Below are 14,890 nucleotides of genomic sequence, written 5' to 3' on the forward strand. Positions count from 1 at the left end.
TTGCATGTCCGCGGCGCCCCAGTTAATTGGTCACTGATCGCAGCGGCGATGAAGATGCGGGCTCGATCCGCCGACACACGAGCGCGACCACGCGCCGACCTCCAGGAGACAAGACCATGCATTCCCCCGACCGACGGCGCGCGCTTGCCGCCCTGGGCGCCCTGCTCGCCACCGCCACCACCGCACAGGCCCAGGGCGCCGCCGACTGGCCCAGCCGGCCGATCCGCCTCATCGTGCCGGCGCCGGCCGGCGGCCCCTACGACCGCACCCTCCGGCCGCTGGCCCAGCACATGGGCCAGGTGCTGAAGCAGCCGGTGGTGATCGACAACAAGGCCAGCGCCGGCAACATCGTCGGCACACAGATGGCCGCCTCGGCGCCGCCGGACGGCTACACGCTGGTGGCCACCGGCATGCTCAACACCATCGCGCAGTCCATGTACGACGGCATCGGCTTCGACATCGTGCGCGACTTCGAGCACATCGGCGCCATCGGCGAGGGCGCCCAATGGCTGGTGGCCCGGCCCGATGCCGGCTTCAAGGACTTCAACGACTTCCTGCAGCAGGCCCGGCGCGAGCCCGGCAAGTTCGACTACGCCAGCTCGGGCGCCGGCAGCACCGGCCACCTGCTGATGGAGCAACTGCAGCGTGCCACCGGCACCAGGCTGACGCACGTGCCCTACAAGGGCGGCGCCCCGGCGCTGCAGGACGTGCTGGCCGGCGTGGTGCCGCTGACCGTGATTCCGCTGAACAGTGCGCTGGCGCCGGTGCAGGCCGGCAAGCTCAAGGTGCTGGCCGTCTCCAGCGCGCAGCGCAGCCCGCTGGCGCCGCAGGTGCCCACCTTCGCCGAACTGGGCTATCCGCAGCTGACGATCAGTTCCTGGATCGGCCTGTCGGCCCCCAAGGGCACGCCCGCGCCCATCGTGCGGCGGCTGCATGCGGCGCTGGCGGCGGCGCAGGCCGATCCGGCCACGCGCAAACAGCTGGAATTCGAGGGCATGACGGCGCTGTCCACCACGCCCGAGCAGTACGCGCAGCTGGTGCGCAGCGACACCGAGCGCTGGGGCCAGCTGGTGCGCAGCCTCAACCTCAAGGCCAACTGAGCGTTTTCCTCCTCCTTTCGCTTCCGAGAACCATGCCCTTCGTCACCTCCCACGGCCGCGCCATCTACTACGAACGCCAGGGCGACGGCCCGGCCGTGCTGTTCTGCCACGGCGCCGGCTCCAATGCCGCCACCTGGTGGCAGCAGCTGCCCGCCTTCGCCGGGCGCTACAGCTGCCTGACGATGGACATCCGCTGCTTCGGCCGGTCGGCCGCGCCGCTGGCCGAATTCGACCTGCAGCTGTTCGTGGACGACGTGGTCGCCATCCTCGACCAGGAAGGCATCGACCGCGTGCGGCTCGTGGGCCAGTCGCTGGGCGGCATGATCGGCCTGAAGCTGGCGCTGACCCATCCCGCGCGGTTGTCGGCCTTCGCCGCGTGCGACACCTCCCTGGCGGTGGACCATCCGGTGCTGCTGGACATCCTGGCCACGCGCCAGCTGTCGCAGAAGGCGGTGAGCATCGAGCAGCGCTCGCTGGGCCGCTGGTTCCTGGCGAACGAGCCGGAGAAGGCGGCGCTCTACGCACAGATCAACCATTTCAATCCCAGCGCGCATTCGATTCCCGCCGCCGACTGGGGCGCGGCGCTGCAGGGACTGATGGCGCCGGGCAAGCGGATCCCGCTGACGGCGCTGGACACGCTGGCCTGCCCCACGCTCTTCGTGGTGGGCGACCAGGACCCGATCGTGCCGGTGGCGGTGGCCCGCGAGTTCCACCAGCGCGTGACCGGCAGCGAGCTGGTGGTCGTGGCCGATGCCGGCCACTCGGCCTATTTCGAGCAACCGCGGGCCTTCAACGCCGCGGTGCTGGACTTCCTGGACCGGCGCGCGGCCTGAGCCAGCGGTCGCCGGGCGGCGCCGCCTGAGGCAGCACCCCAAGCGGCACCGAGGCGGGGCCGCCGGTCCGCCCCGGCTCGCTCAGCCGCCGGCCGAGAGTTCGACGGCGCGCTTGTGCGCGGCCTCGGCCGCCTTCTTCACCAGCATACGCAGCGCCTCGCCCTCCTCGAACACGGCGATGGCCGCGGCCGTGGTGCCATTCGGCGAGGTCACGGCGCGGCGAAGGGCGGCGAAGTCGGCATCGGGCTGGTGCTGCAGGGCAGCGGCGCCCCAGGCCGTGTCGGCCGCCAGCGCGCGGGCCAGATCGGGCGCCAGGCCCAGCGCCACGCCGGCCTGCGCCAGGGCTTCGCTGAACAGGTGGTAGTAGGCCGGGCCGCTGCCGCTGATGGCGGTGACCAGATCGATCTGCGATTCCTGGTCCACCCAGTGCGCGCTGCCGACGGTGGCGAACAGGGCGCCGACCTGGTCGCGGCGGGCCGCGTCCACGCCCGGCGCCGCGAACAGGCCGGTGCAGCCGGCACGCAGCATGGCCGGCGTGTTGGGCATCACGCGGATGACCGGCGTGCCCAGGGGCAGCGCGGCTTCGAGCGTGGCGACGGTGACGCCGGCCGCCACGCTCACCACCACGGCGCGCGCCAGCCAGTCGGCCGGCAGGCCGTGCAGCGCATCGGCCGCCATGGCCGGCTTTACGGCCACGACCACCAGGTCGACGCCGCCCGCCGCTTCGCCCGATTGCTGCAGCGCCTGCACGCTGGCATGGCGGCCGGGCACCGGCACGGCGCCTTCGGGCAGGGGCGCGGGATCGATGGCCAGCAGGGTCTGGACGCGGCCGCTGTCGCGCCAGGCGTCGCCGAGGGCGCGGCCCATGTTGCCGTAGCCGAGGAACAGGACTTTCATAAGGAGTGCCGTGAAGGAGGGTAGAAGGGACGGATCGGGCGGCATTGTCGTGCGGCGCGTTCCTGGCGGCAGGCGCCGCCACGCCTGGACCCGACCGGCTTCCGTGGCGACCAGGGGCGTCATGGCGCCCATCCATTAACGGCGACCAGAAACGAAAAAGCCGGCACGCTTTCACGTGCCGGCTGCAGTCAGGCGCCTCCCAGGCCCCATCCCGGACCTCATTCACAGGCGGTGCCCGCCTGAGCGGGAGCTGTCCGGACCCGGTGTCAGGCCCAGTCCGTCCACCCCCCGTGCTGCCGGGGAAGCCGCGGTGGCCGGGCGCCGGAGCGCCGCATCGGCCGCGGCATGCTCGCCTGATTTACAGGCCAGCCTTGTTGTAGGTGGCCAGGCTGCCCTGGGTGTACTGCGTGGGGATCGTGCTGTTCACGAAAGCCTTGGCATCCAGGTTCCAGGTCGGGTTGTGGGCGGCGGCCACGGCTTCGGCCTGGACGGCGGCGCGGCTGCGCGGGGCGGCCGGGGCGGCGGCGACCTGCTGGCCGACGTATTCCAGGTTCTGCTCGGCGCGGGCGGCTTGCACGCCCTGGGCGTTCACTTCGGCGCGGCTCAGGGCCGACACGGGGGCGACGACGCCCTGGTATTCCTCGGCGTGGGCGCCGGCAACGGCGGCGAACGACAGGGCGGCGAGGGCGATGATCTTCGAGGTCTTGGTCATGATTTTTCTCCTGTAGGCAGGCAATGCGTTGAACAGAGCTGGCAGGGCACCCGCCCCGCCGGCTTCGGGTCTGCGTTCAATCGCTGGCCCGTGAGACGAATTGTGGACCTCGGGGCTAGGGAAAACCCTCCCTTCCGCCGAACGCGGTGTTCATGATCCTGAAACAATCAGGCGGCTGACAGGTCGGATTGTTCCTACACGACCCGGCGCGCTGCGCGACGGCGCCGCTGCCATTGCCGCGAAGAAGGGTGGCCGCTTTCTCAGCGCGCCGGGGCGGGCGTGCTGCCCGGCCAGGGATAGCGCGCCTGCGCCACGCTGCGCAGCAGGGCCTCGCGCTGGGTGCGGCCGATGCCGCGGATGCCTTCGGCCACCCATTGCACCCGCTGCGGATCCAGCCCGCCCTCGCGCTGCCAGCGCTCGGCGGCGGCGCTGGGCGCATGCAGCATGGCCGCCAGCCACACGGCCTGGGCCGGCTCCAGCCGCGCGGCCGGCCGGTTGAAGTAGAAGCGCGCCGCCGCCTCCGCACCGCAGACGCGGCCCCAGGGCGCATGGTCCAGGTAGAGCTGGAGGATGCGGGCCTTGCCCAGCTGCTGCTCCATGTCCACGGCATAGAGCAGTTCGCGCAGCTTGCGCTGCAGGGTGCGCTCACCGCCGGTCACCAGGACCTTGGCCAGTTGCTGGGTGAGCGTGCTGCCGCCGCGCTCCACGGCGCCCTTGTGCTGGTTGCGGTCGAAGGCCGCCTGCAGCTCGATGAGGTCGAAGCCCGGGTGCTGGAAGAAGCGCTGGTCTTCCGCCGCCAGCACCGCGCGGGCGAGCCAGCTGTCGGGCTTGAGGTTGGCGCTCGGGCCGCAGTTGCTGCGCGCGCCCAGCAGCGCGTCGGTGCCCAGGCCCTCGACGGTGAAGCCGCCCACGCGCGGCTGCAGCCCCAGCGTGCCGGCCGGCAGCTGCACCTGCAGCCGGCCGCCGGCCATGCCGCCGATGCGCGCTCGCGCCAGCTCGGGCAGGCCGGGCGCCAGCACCGCGTACCAGCGGGCGATGGGCGCGTCGTCGAACTGGGCGTCGATGTGCAGATCGCGCTGGGTCAGGCGGCCCTGCCAGCGGCCATGCAGGCCCGGGGCCGCAGCGGCCCCGCCCTCGGCGGCGGGAACGGCGTCGACGTCGCCGGCGAGCCGGTCGACGTCACGCTGCGCCGTCACGCGCAGCTCGGCCAGCTGCAGCGGCTGCGAGCCCATGGCGGACAGGCCCAGGCGGCAGGGTGCGCAGCGCAGCGCCAGCTGGCGGCGCGGCGCGTCCCAGCGCAGGTCGACGGGGCCCTGCGCGGTCTGCAGCCGGCGCCCATCCAGCCGCGGCCCGATCCACGGCGAGGTGGCCAGGCGCAGCACCGTCGGCACGCCCACCGGCACGGTGACGGGACCCAGCCGCCAGTCCACCGCCCATTCGTCCCGGGCCGGCGCGAGGCCGATGCGCAGCACCGCCGCCGCCGCCACCGCCGCCGTCAGCAGCAGGGCCAGCAGGCCCCACAGCAGCAAACGCAGCGCCTTGTTCACATCCGCCGTCCTTGTCGTCGTCGTCGTTCATGGCGGGCCCACCCGGGTCACCGCCGTCCAGGGCCCGGTGGAGCGCCCGCTCCAGCCCGCCCAGTACCAGTCGGAAGTGTCGGTGAAAGCGCCGCCGGCGGCGTCCTCGATGCGCTCGCACACCCGCTGCGGCGGGCTGCCGGCGCGCTCGGCGTGGAAACAGCGCCACAGGCGTCCGCGCGCGTCGTGCGCCAGCCGCAGCCGGGCCACGCGGTAGCCCAGCGCGCGCCAGCAGTCGGCGGCCGGATGCAGCAGCCGCGTGGGCTGCGCCACGGTGCGCAGCACCAGCACCTCGCGGCCGTCGGTGAAGCGGGCGATGCGGCCGGGGAAAGCGCGGGCGAAGCGGGCCTCGACCTCGCCCAGCGCCTGCGGACGCAGCGGCTGGCCGTCGCGATCGACGGGCCAGGGCGGCGCGGCGGTGGCGGCGCGCGTGTCCTGCGCCGACGACGGCGAGCGCAGGAGGACACCGCCCAGGCTGGCGGCGAAGGCGAGGGCGAGCACCGCCGCGAACGCCAGCTTGTGCAGCACGCGGTACGCGAAGTGGTTGGACCAGGGCGATCCCAAGAAGGCATCAGGCCAGCGCATGGCGGTCCTCCTTCGCCGGCAGGGCATCGGCAGCGCCGCCGGTGGGCGGCCGCCGCATCAGCCCGCCGATGCCCGCGCAGACGGCGGCCAGCAGCACGAGGCCGAGCGCCTGGTGCAGCAGCGGTCCCGCGGCATGGCCCGCGCCTTCCAGGCCGATCAGCAGCGCATTGCGCAGCACGTTGCCGGCGAGCACCAGCGCGCCCACGGCGGGCAGCCGGCGCAGGAAGACGCGGTCGTCCAGGCGGGCCAGGAACAGCGCCACCATGCAGGCGGTGAAGTACCCCATCCACACCATCTGCACGCCGGAGCAGGGCGCGTCCACGATCACCAGGCGGCCGTCGATCCACAGGCTGCTGCCGGCGCGCTCGACGGTGAAGAAGGGCGCCAGCAGCCAGCGCGCCGCTTCGGCCGCCACCAGCCGCAGCGGGTAGCCGGCATAGAACTGCAGCGACGACAGCAGCGGCAGCGCCAGCGCCGACAGGCCCAGCACCGGCAGCGCGGGCTGCCCCGGCGGCAGGAAGGCGAGCAGCGTGCAGGCCAGGGCCAGCACCGCGAGCAGTGCCAGCAGCAACGGCGGCAGCACCGCCGCGGCCCGGGCCAGCGCGGCGCCCAGCACCAGCAGCGCCGCCAGCGACAGCAGGCCCAGCCGCGGCGAGGCCCGCAGCGTGCGCCGGCTGCGCCAGGCGAACAGGCCCAGGGCGGCGAGTGCCAGCAGCCCCAGCGGGTCGTCCGAGCGGTCCAGCATGCGGGCGCCCATCCAGGCCCAGGCGGGCCAGAGCGCGAGGGCGGTGGCCAGCAGCCACAGCGCCGGCGGCAGGCGGTCCAGGCGGATGGCCCCTTCCAGGCTGCGGGGATGGCGGGCGGCCCAGTCGACGAGCGTCATGGTGTCGTTTCCTTCTCGCACGTGTCGTCAGGCCGTCAGGCGCCGCGGGTCGTGCCGGCGCAGGCGGCGGCGCAGCATGGCCAGCATGCCCAGCGCCACGGCCACGGCGCCCAGCGTCTCCGGCTCGGGCGTGGCGGGCACCGGCACGCCGAGCGCCAGTTCGCTCACGCCTTCGGGCAGCGGCTGCGGATGGTCCACCGTCGTGCCGGCATCGGCCGCGGCGCGCACCAACTTGTCGACGGCGATGAAGCTGGTGTACGTGGTGAGCAGGCTGTACTTGAGGCCCAGGGCGGTGATGGCCTCGCGCTGGTCGCCGCCGCCTTCCAGGCCTTCCTGGTCGTCCAGCGCGGCGATGCGGTCCCGGGCCCACAGTGCGCGCAGCGCGCCGGCCTGCGGCGCCAGGCTGTCGGGCGTCACCGGCAGCACCTGGCGCCACGGCCCTTCGGCGCTGCGGCCTTCCATCACCAGCCGGCCCTGCGGCGCACCGCGCCACTTGCCGAACAGCACCACGGGCCGTTCGCCCAGCACGTCGGGCAGGCGGGCCGGCTGCACGTCGTAGACCTCCAGGCCCTCGAAGCGCGCCTTCAGGCCGGTGAGCACCGGCGACTCGACCATGCGGCGGAAACGCGCCGCCTGTTCGGGCGCCTGCACCGCATCGGTGATGACGAAGGGCTCGCCGCGACCGGCGCGGGCCAGGCCCTCGATCAGGTGGCGGTTGACGGAAGAACCGATGCCGAAGGCGAACAGGTTGGCCTGGTCCAGGTGCTCGCGCACCAGGGCGAAGGCCTCGCGTTCCACCGTGACGTAGCCGTCGGTCACCACCACGATGCTGCGCGACACGCCCTCGGGCTTGGGCTGGGCATAGGCGCGGCGCAAGGCGGGGATGAGCTCGGTGCTGCCGCCACCCTCCAGGTTGTTGAGCGTCTTCAGCGCGCGCTCGATGTTGGGCCGCGTGGCCGGCACCGACTGCGGCGACAGCATGCGGTTGCTGCCGGCGAACAGCATGACGTTGAAGGTGTCGCTGGGCCGCAGGTCGCGGATCAGCCGCGTGAGCATGTCGCAGGCCGTGTCCAGCGGAAAACCGTGCATGGAGCCAGAGATGTCCACAACGAAGAGGTAGTCGCGCGGCACGATGCGCTCGGCGGCCACGGCGCGCGGCGGCTCGACCATGGCGAGGAAGAAGTTCTCCGCGTCCGGGCCGCTGCCCGGGTAGAGCATCAGGCCCGACTGGATGCGCTCGCCGGCCAGGCCGTAGTCGAGCACGAAGTCGCGGTTGGCCGGCGGCCGGCCGTCGTCGCGCAGCGTGAGCATGGCCTGACGCGCGTCGCGCCCGGCGCGGATGGCCAGCGCATGGCTGGGCGAGCGGATGTCCGCCAGCGGCAGCGGCGCATCCAGCTGCACCTGCAGCGAGAAGACGGTGCCGCTGGCCGTACCCGCAGGCAGTGTGGGCTGGGCACTCCAGGCGCCGCCACCACCGCCGGCGCCCACGTAGCGCGGCCCCACCACCGTGGGATAGACGAACTGGTAGCGGCCCGATTGCGGCACCAGCAGTTCGCTGTAGCGCAGCTCCACCCGCACCTCGTCGCCGGGGCGGATGTTGGCGACGTTCATCTGGAACACGTTGGGCCGCTCGGCCTCGAGCAGCGCGGCCGTCTGGCCGGCCTGCTTCGCCTCCTGGTATTCCAGCCGCGCCTGCTGCTTCTCGCGGATCTGCGCGGTGATCAGCCGGTCGGCGATGCGCACGTTCATGCCGCCGACGGCGGCGCGCGTGGAGCCAGGGAAGACGTAGCGCGCTTCCAGCGTGCGCTCGCCTTCGTTGCGGTAGGTCTGCGTCACGCGCACGTCGGCGATGACGCCGGCGATGCGCACGTCCACCTCGGTGCGCTTGAGCGGCAGGCGATCGGTGCCGGGCGTGTCGCTCTGCACGACGAAGTACGGGCTCTGCGTGGCCGCATCGGCCTCGCGTTCCTGGGCATGCAGGGGCCGGCAGGCCAGCAGCGCGAAGCTGGCCAGCGCGACGGCAACGGTGAGCAGCCACAGCAGCCGGCCGCGGGCGGGACGAGCGGGGCAGGTGATGGACATGGTGGGATTCCTTCCTCGGCAGTTCGATGCAGGCCGCCACTGTGTCCAGCGCCCGGGAAGGCGGAAGGAAGGCCGCGTGAAGACGGCGTCGCTGTGTGAAGTCCGCGTGAAGTCCGCGAACGCGGTGCTTCATCCGCGCTTCCCCCGCGCTGGCGAGCATCCGGGCCTTCGCACCACACACCCGAAGGGAGTCCGCCTTGATCCACGCCGTCGCCACCACCCTGCGCCAGTCCGCCCTGGCCAAGGCCCTGCTCGTCCTGCTGCTGTGGGCGCTGCTGTGCATTCCGCTGGGCAGCATCGAACGCCTCGTCGAGGAACGGGGCGCCAGCCAGGCCCAGGCCGAAGAGGAACTCGGCCGCACCTACAGCGGCGCGCAGACGCTGGCCGGGCCGCTGCTGATGCTGCCCCCGGTGTCGGACGGCGGCGCCCCGGCCCGCGCGACGGTGCTGTTTCCGCAGGCGCTGCAGGTCGAGGGCGACATGCAGCCGCAGGAGCGCTACCGCGGCCTGTTCCGCGTCAACTTCTACCGGCTGGAGGCCCGACTCACGGCCCGCTTCCGCCTGGACGACGCGGCGCTGGCCGGCGGCGCGGCCATGAAGCCGGGCGAGGCGCCGCTGCTGGTCCTGGCCATGGCCGACCTGCGCGGCATCGAGGACATCCAGGCGGCGAAGCTGGACGGCCAGCCGCTCGACTTCCGGCCCGGCCGCGCCGGCCTGGCCGGCTGCACCGACCTGCAGAACCTGCAGGCCACGCTGCCGGCCGACGCGGTGCAGCGCCTGCGGAACGGCGAAGCGGTGGACTTCGCCATGACGCTGCGCCTGGCCGGCCAGAAGCGGCTGGGCGTGGTGCCGGCCGCCCAGAAGACCGAGGTCCATCTGCGCTCGCCCTGGCCGCATCCCAGCTTCGGCGGGCGCTTCCTGCCGGTCGAGCGCCAGGTGGGCGCCCACGGCTTCGATGCCCGGTGGCGCATCAGCAGCCTGGCGAGCGCCGCCCGCGGCCAATGGCAGGCCCGGCTGCAGAACCCCGTCGCGAGCGCCAGCGCCGCAGGCGCCACCGCCTGCGCGGCCGGCGACACGGCCTGCCTGGCCGCCACCGCCGGGACCGCCGCCCCCTGCCTGTCCGCCGGCATCGACCAGCTCGACGTGGAACTCATGGCGCCGGTGGACATCTATGCCATGTCGCTGCGTGCCGCCAAGTACGGCGCCTTCCTCGTCGGCATGGTGCTGATGGCGGTGGCCCTGTTCGAGCTGCTGCAGCGCCTGCGCCTGCACCCGATCCAGTACGCGCTGGTGGGCCTGTCCATCGCGCTGTTCTTCCTGCTGCTGCTGGCTCTGTCCGAGAAGCTGCCCTTCGGCCTCGCCTACCTCGTGGCGGCCGGCGCCAGCGTGCTGCTGCTGGGTCTGTACTTCGGCGGCGCACTCGGCAGCTGGCGGCGCGGATGGGGCCTCGGCGGCTTCGTCGCGCTGCTGTACGGTGCGCTGTTCGGCCTGCTGTCCTCGCAGAACAACGCCTTGTTACTCGGCGCGGTGCTGGCCTTCGGCATGCTCTCGGCCGTGATGCTGGCCACTCGCCGGCTCGACTGGTACGCCTTGTCGGCCGGTGCCGCGTCCAGCCCGCCAGTGCCGCCCGCGGCTTGATACTCCGTGCCGCGACAAGCCCCTATTTGCCCGAATCCCATGTCCTTCAAAGACCGTCTGTCCGATCCCCGACTGCGTCGCGCCGCGATGTGGACCGCCATTGGCGGCGCCACGGTGGTGGTGTGCGGCGCCGCCATCGTCGGCATCGCCGCGGCCCTGATGTCGCGCCAGCTGCCCGACGTGAGCATGCTGCAGAACTACCAGCCCAAGCTGCCGCTGCGCGTGTTCAGCGCCGACGGCGACCTGATCGGCGAATTCGGCGAGGAGCGTCGGCAGCTGGTGCCCATCGACAAGATCCCCAAGGTGCTCAAGGACGCGGTGCTGGCCACCGAGGACGCGCGCTTCTACCAGCACGGCGGCCTCGACACCATCGGCCTGGCGCGGGCGGTCATCGCCAACACGCTGCACGGCGGCATGCGCCAGGGCGCATCGACCATCACGCAGCAGGTGGCGCGCAACATGTTCCTGAGCTCGGAGCGCACCTTCAGCCGCAAATTCAAGGAAGCGCTGCTGGCCTGGCGCCTCGAGGACGAGCTGACCAAGGACCAGATCCTGGAGATCTACCTCAACCAGATCTACCTGGGCAACCGCGCCTACGGCTTCGCCGCCGCGGCCCAGACCTACTTCGGCAAGCCGCTGCAGGACATCACGGTGGCCGAGGCCGCCATGCTGGCCGGCCTGCCCAAGGCGCCGAGCAGCAACAACCCCATCGCCAACCCGCGCCGCGCGGTGGCGCGCCAGCAGTACGTGATCAACCGCATGGTCGAGACCGGCTACCTGAGCGAAGCCGATGCCGAGAAGGCACGGCAGGAGCCGCTCAAGCTGCGCGACGCGGCCGAGCCCTCGGGCCTGCATGCCGACTACGTGGCCGAGATGGTGCGCCAGCAGATGGTGGCGAAGTACGGCGACGACACCTACACCAAGGGCTTCAAGGTCTACACCACCGTCACCCGCAACGACCAGGGTTCGGCCTACGAGGGCCTGCACGAGGCCATCGTCGACTACGAGCAGCGCCAGCCCTACCGAGGCCCCGAGGGCTACGTGGAACTGCCTGCCGATGCCCAGGACATGGACAGCGCGGTCGACGACGCGCTCTCGGACAAGCCCGACAGCGGCGGCATGCTGGCCGCCGTGGTGCTGGAGGCCAGCCCGCGCAAGCTGGTGGCGGTGCGCGCCAACGGCGACTCGGTGGAGATCACCGGCCGCGGCCTGCAGGCGGTGCAGCGCGGCCTGGTGGAGAAGGCGGCCGAGCCGCTGCGCATCCGTCGCGGCAGCATCGTGCGCATCGCCCGCACCGGCCCGCAGAACAGCTGGGAAGTGACACAGCTGCCCGAGGTCGAAGGCGCCTTCGTGGCCCTCGATCCGCGCGATGGCGCCATCAAGGCACTGGTGGGCGGCTTCGACTTCAACAAGAACAAGTTCAACCATGCCACGCAGGCCTGGCGCCAGCCGGGCTCCAGCTTCAAGCCCTTCATCTATTCGGCCGCGCTGGAGAAGGGCTTCACGCCCGCCACCATCGTCAACGACGCGCCGCTGTCCTTCGATGCCGCGGCCACCGGCGGCGCGCCCTGGGAGCCGAAGAACTACGACAACAGCTACGCCGGCCCCATCACGCTGCGCCAGGCGCTGGAGCAGTCGAAGAACGTGGTGACCATCCGCGTGCTGGACGCCATCACGCCGGCCTATGCGCAGGAATGGATCACGCATTTCGGCTTCGCGGCCGACAAGCATCCGGCCTACCTGACCATGGGCCTGGGCGCCGGCTCGGTGACGCCGCTGCAGATGGCGGCGGCGTACTCGGTGTTCGCCAATGGCGGCCTGAAGGTGGAGCCGCGCCTCATCGCCCGCATTACCGATGCCCGCGACCAGGTGCTGGAGGACACGCCGCCCAAGCCGGCCACGGACGCCGACCGGGTGATTCCGGCGCGCAACGCTTTCGTGATCGACACGCTGCTGAACAGCGTGGTGAAGAACGGCACCGGCCGCCGCGCGTACACCACGCTGCGGCGCGACGACCTCTACGGCAAGACGGGCACCACCAACGATTCGCACGACGCCTGGTTCGCCGGCTTCCAGCCCACGCGGGTGGGTGTGGCCTGGATCGGCTACGACACGCCGCGCCAGCTGGGCGTGCGCGGCGAGACCGGCGGCAGCCTGGCCCTGCCGGCCTGGACGCGCTACATGCAGGGCGCCCTCAAGGGCGTGCCGGTCGCCAAGCTGGAGCCGCCGCCGGGCGTGACCAATGCCAGCGGCGAGTGGATGTACGACGAGTACGCCGGCGGCCAGGGCGTGCAGATGCTGGGCGTGGAGCCGGCGCTGACCCCGATCACGCCGGTGGAGGTGAACAACGGCATGCCCACCACCGGCGCACCGCCGTCCTGGGGCAACCAGCCGGTGATGCCGGCCATGCCCGGCCAGCCGGTACAGCCCGCGCAACCGGCCGCGCCGGGCCAGCAGGACGAGCGCAACCGGATCCTGAACATGTTCCGCTGAGGCACGCGGCTGACCCTGTTGCACGAGCCCGGCCCCGGCCGGGCTTTTTTCATGGCGCCATGCCGATGCGGCACTGGCTGCTGAAGAGCCGCTCGGCGACGAAGTCGACGAAGACGCGCACCTTGGGCGACAGGTGGCGGCTCGACGGCCAGATGAGGTTGAACTGCCCCGGCGCATCCAGGTGATCGAGCAGCAGTGGCACGAGCGCGCCCGATTCCAGCGAGGCCTGCGCCAGGAAGTCCGGCATGCAGCCGATGCCGATGCCGCGCGTCACGGCACCGTGCAGCGCCTCCATGTTGTTGCAGGTCAGCACGTGCCGGACGCACACCTCGGCCTCGCCCTCGGGCAGCCGCAGCGGCCAGTCCTGGATCTTGCCGCTGTTGGGATAGCGGAAGCCGATGCCGCAGTGGTCCTTCAGGTCGCGCGGGCAGGTCGGCGTGCCGTGCCGTTCGAGGTAGGCCGGGGAGGCGCACAGCAGCAGCTGGAAGGGCCGCAGCGCCCGCACCATGAGGCGGCTGTCCGGCAACTGCCCGCTGCGGATGGCCACGTCGACGCCTTCCTCGACCAGGTCCACGATGCGGTCGGAGAAATCGAGGTCGAGCTCGACGTCCGGATAGCGCGCCATGAAGTCCGGCAGCACGGGCAGCAGCAGGTGGTAGGCGACGATGGGGCTGGACACGCGGATGCGGCCCATCGGGGATTCGCGTGTGCGCAGCAGGCTTTCGTGCGCGTCGTCCAGGTCGTCGAGGATGCGCCGGCAGCGTTCGTGGAAGGCGCGGCCTTCCTCCGTCAGCCGCAGGCTGCGCGTCGAGCGCTGCACCAGCCGCACGCCGAGCTGGTTCTCCAGCTTCGTCACCGCCTTGCCCACCGCCGAGGGCGACAGGCCCAGCACGCGGCCGGCCGCCACGAAACTGCCCAGGTCGGCCGTGCGCACGAAGGCTGCAAGACCCGTCAATCGATCCATGGCGCTTCCATTCGGTCGTTTTCTTCCATATTCAGCGGAACGAAACCGATCTTATCGGCCGATTCGAGCGTTCCTAGACTGCAGGGCCCGAAGCAATCAGCGCATTTGCTTCCTCCACCCCAGGGACGATTCCGCCATGCCCAACGACCGTCTTTCCGCACCCCCGCGCGCCGCCACCAAGGGGCTCGCCCTGCTCGCGGTGTGCGCCGCCGCCGCCGCCATGCCCCTGACCTTCACCGGCACCGCCGTCGCCTTGCCCGCGATCGGCCGGGCGCTGCAAGGCGGCCCCGTCGCCATGGCGTGGGCCACCAACGCCTTCATGCTGACCTTCGGGTCGGCGCTGATGGTGGCGGGCGCCCTGGCCGACAGCCATGGGCGCAAACGCGTGTTTCTCTGGGGCAGCCTGGCCTTCGCGCTTTTTTCGCTCGGCCTCGTCGTTGCACCGGGCATGCTCGTGTTCGACCTACTGCGCGGTGGTCAGGGCCTGGCTGCGGCGGCCGCCTATGCCGGCGGCGCGGCCGCGCTGGCCCAGGAATTCGAGGGCCGGGCCCGGCTGCGGGCCTTCAGCGTCATGGGCGCGAGCTTCGGCGCCGGCCTGTCGCTCGGGCCCGTCGCCTCGGGGCTGATGGTCGAGGCCATGGGCTGGCGCAGCATCTTCCTGGCGGTGGTTGCCCTGACGGCCTTCGCCTTCCTGCTGGGCCGCGTCGCGCTGACGGAAAGCCGCGACCCCGCATCGGGCGGCCTCGATCGCCCGGGCGCGCTGGCCTTCACGGCGATGCTGGCGCTGTTCACCTGCGGGATGCTGCTCGTCCCCGCGCAGGGCTGGGGTAGCCCTACAGTGCTCGGGCTGCTCGGCGGGTCGGTGCTCTGCCTGGCGGCCTTCATCGCGGTGGAGCGGCGGGCCCGGCATCCCATGCTGGATCTTTCGCTTTTTCGTTACCCGCGCTTCGTCGGCGTGCAGCTGCTGGCAGCCGCACCCGCCTACGGTTTCGTCGTCCTGCTCATCCTGCTGCCGCTGCGCTTCGTAGGCATCGAGGGCAAGGGCGAGGTGGCGGCGGGCATCCTGATGATCGCGTTGTCGGCACCCCTGCTCGTGCTGCCGGTGGTGGCGGGCCTGCTGGTGCGCT

At 72.2% G+C, this 14,890-nt stretch carries 12 protein-coding genes; 5 read left to right on the forward strand and 7 right to left on the reverse strand.

The genetic code is table 11. The features are described from left to right. Nucleotides 1–116 precede the first annotated feature (116 nt). Both NS331_RS15730 and NS331_RS15735 read left to right on the forward strand, forming a co-directional pair. On the forward strand, nucleotides 117–1,100 hold the full coding sequence (locus tag NS331_RS15730; RefSeq protein ID WP_058642920.1) for a Bug family tripartite tricarboxylate transporter substrate binding protein: 984 nt from the start codon (nucleotides 117–119) through the stop codon (nucleotides 1,098–1,100). 32 nt (nucleotides 1,101–1,132) lie between these two features. Continuing rightward, nucleotides 1,133–1,933 carry an alpha/beta fold hydrolase gene (locus NS331_RS15735; RefSeq protein ID WP_058642921.1) on the forward strand — a complete coding sequence of 267 codons (801 nt, stop codon included), beginning with the start codon at nucleotides 1,133–1,135 and terminating at the stop codon, nucleotides 1,931–1,933. A gap of 81 nt (nucleotides 1,934–2,014) precedes the next feature. On the opposite strand, the gene proC is transcribed toward NS331_RS15735, so the two are convergent. The 6 genes from proC to NS331_RS15765 form a co-directional block, all read right to left on the reverse strand. Then, nucleotides 2,015–2,830, reverse strand: a complete 816-nt coding sequence (proC, locus tag NS331_RS15740; protein WP_242873773.1) for a pyrroline-5-carboxylate reductase — start codon at nucleotides 2,828–2,830, stop codon at nucleotides 2,015–2,017. Between the two features lie 358 nt (nucleotides 2,831–3,188). Further along, nucleotides 3,189–3,542, reverse strand: coding sequence for a hypothetical protein (locus tag NS331_RS15745; RefSeq protein ID WP_058642923.1), 354 nt, complete (start codon nucleotides 3,540–3,542; stop codon nucleotides 3,189–3,191). Between the two features lie 260 nt (nucleotides 3,543–3,802). Continuing rightward, nucleotides 3,803–5,089 carry a biosynthetic peptidoglycan transglycosylase gene (locus NS331_RS15750; RefSeq protein WP_058642924.1) on the reverse strand — a complete coding sequence of 429 codons (1,287 nt, stop codon included), beginning with the start codon at nucleotides 5,087–5,089 and terminating at the stop codon, nucleotides 3,803–3,805. A gap of 27 nt (nucleotides 5,090–5,116) precedes the next feature. Further along, a complete protein-coding gene (gene xrtQb / locus NS331_RS15755; protein WP_058642925.1) occupies nucleotides 5,117–5,704 on the reverse strand; it encodes an exosortase Q subunit 2 in 588 nt (195 codons plus the stop codon). Next, complete coding sequence (gene xrtQa / locus NS331_RS15760; RefSeq protein ID WP_058642926.1) at nucleotides 5,691–6,587, reverse strand: exosortase Q; 897 nt, start codon at nucleotides 6,585–6,587, stop codon at nucleotides 5,691–5,693. Before xrtQa ends, xrtQb begins: the two co-directional genes overlap by 14 nt. Before the next feature lie 27 nt (nucleotides 6,588–6,614). Further along, entirely contained in the window at nucleotides 6,615–8,669 is a 2,055-nt protein-coding gene (locus NS331_RS15765; RefSeq protein WP_058642927.1) for a VIT and vWA domain-containing protein, read from the reverse strand. A gap of 197 nt (nucleotides 8,670–8,866) precedes the next feature. Between NS331_RS15765 and creD the strand changes: the two genes are divergently transcribed. Next, nucleotides 8,867–10,306: a cell envelope integrity protein CreD gene (gene creD, locus NS331_RS15770; RefSeq protein ID WP_242873774.1), complete on the forward strand. Its 1,440-nt coding sequence runs from the start codon at nucleotides 8,867–8,869 to the stop codon at nucleotides 10,304–10,306. A 39-nt stretch (nucleotides 10,307–10,345) separates the two neighbouring features. Then, nucleotides 10,346–12,799, forward strand: coding sequence for a penicillin-binding protein 1A (locus NS331_RS15775; RefSeq protein ID WP_058642928.1), 2,454 nt, complete (start codon nucleotides 10,346–10,348; stop codon nucleotides 12,797–12,799). A gap of 49 nt (nucleotides 12,800–12,848) precedes the next feature. Here NS331_RS15775 and NS331_RS15780 read toward each other — a convergent pair whose 3' ends face one another. Further along, nucleotides 12,849–13,763 (reverse strand): LysR family transcriptional regulator, encoded by a 915-nt coding sequence (locus NS331_RS15780; RefSeq protein ID WP_058642929.1) that lies wholly within the window; start codon nucleotides 13,761–13,763, stop codon nucleotides 12,849–12,851. Here NS331_RS15780 and NS331_RS15785 point away from each other — a divergent pair. After that, the coding region (locus tag NS331_RS15785) for an MFS transporter (protein ID WP_242873775.1) at nucleotides 13,762–14,890 on the forward strand (1,129 nt) is incomplete at its 3' end. The two genes, NS331_RS15780 and NS331_RS15785, sit on opposite strands and share 2 nt — an antisense overlap.

It is taken from the genome of Pseudacidovorax intermedius, assembly GCF_001476815.1.
Lineage (GTDB): Bacteria > Pseudomonadota > Gammaproteobacteria > Burkholderiales > Burkholderiaceae_C > Xenophilus > Xenophilus intermedius_A.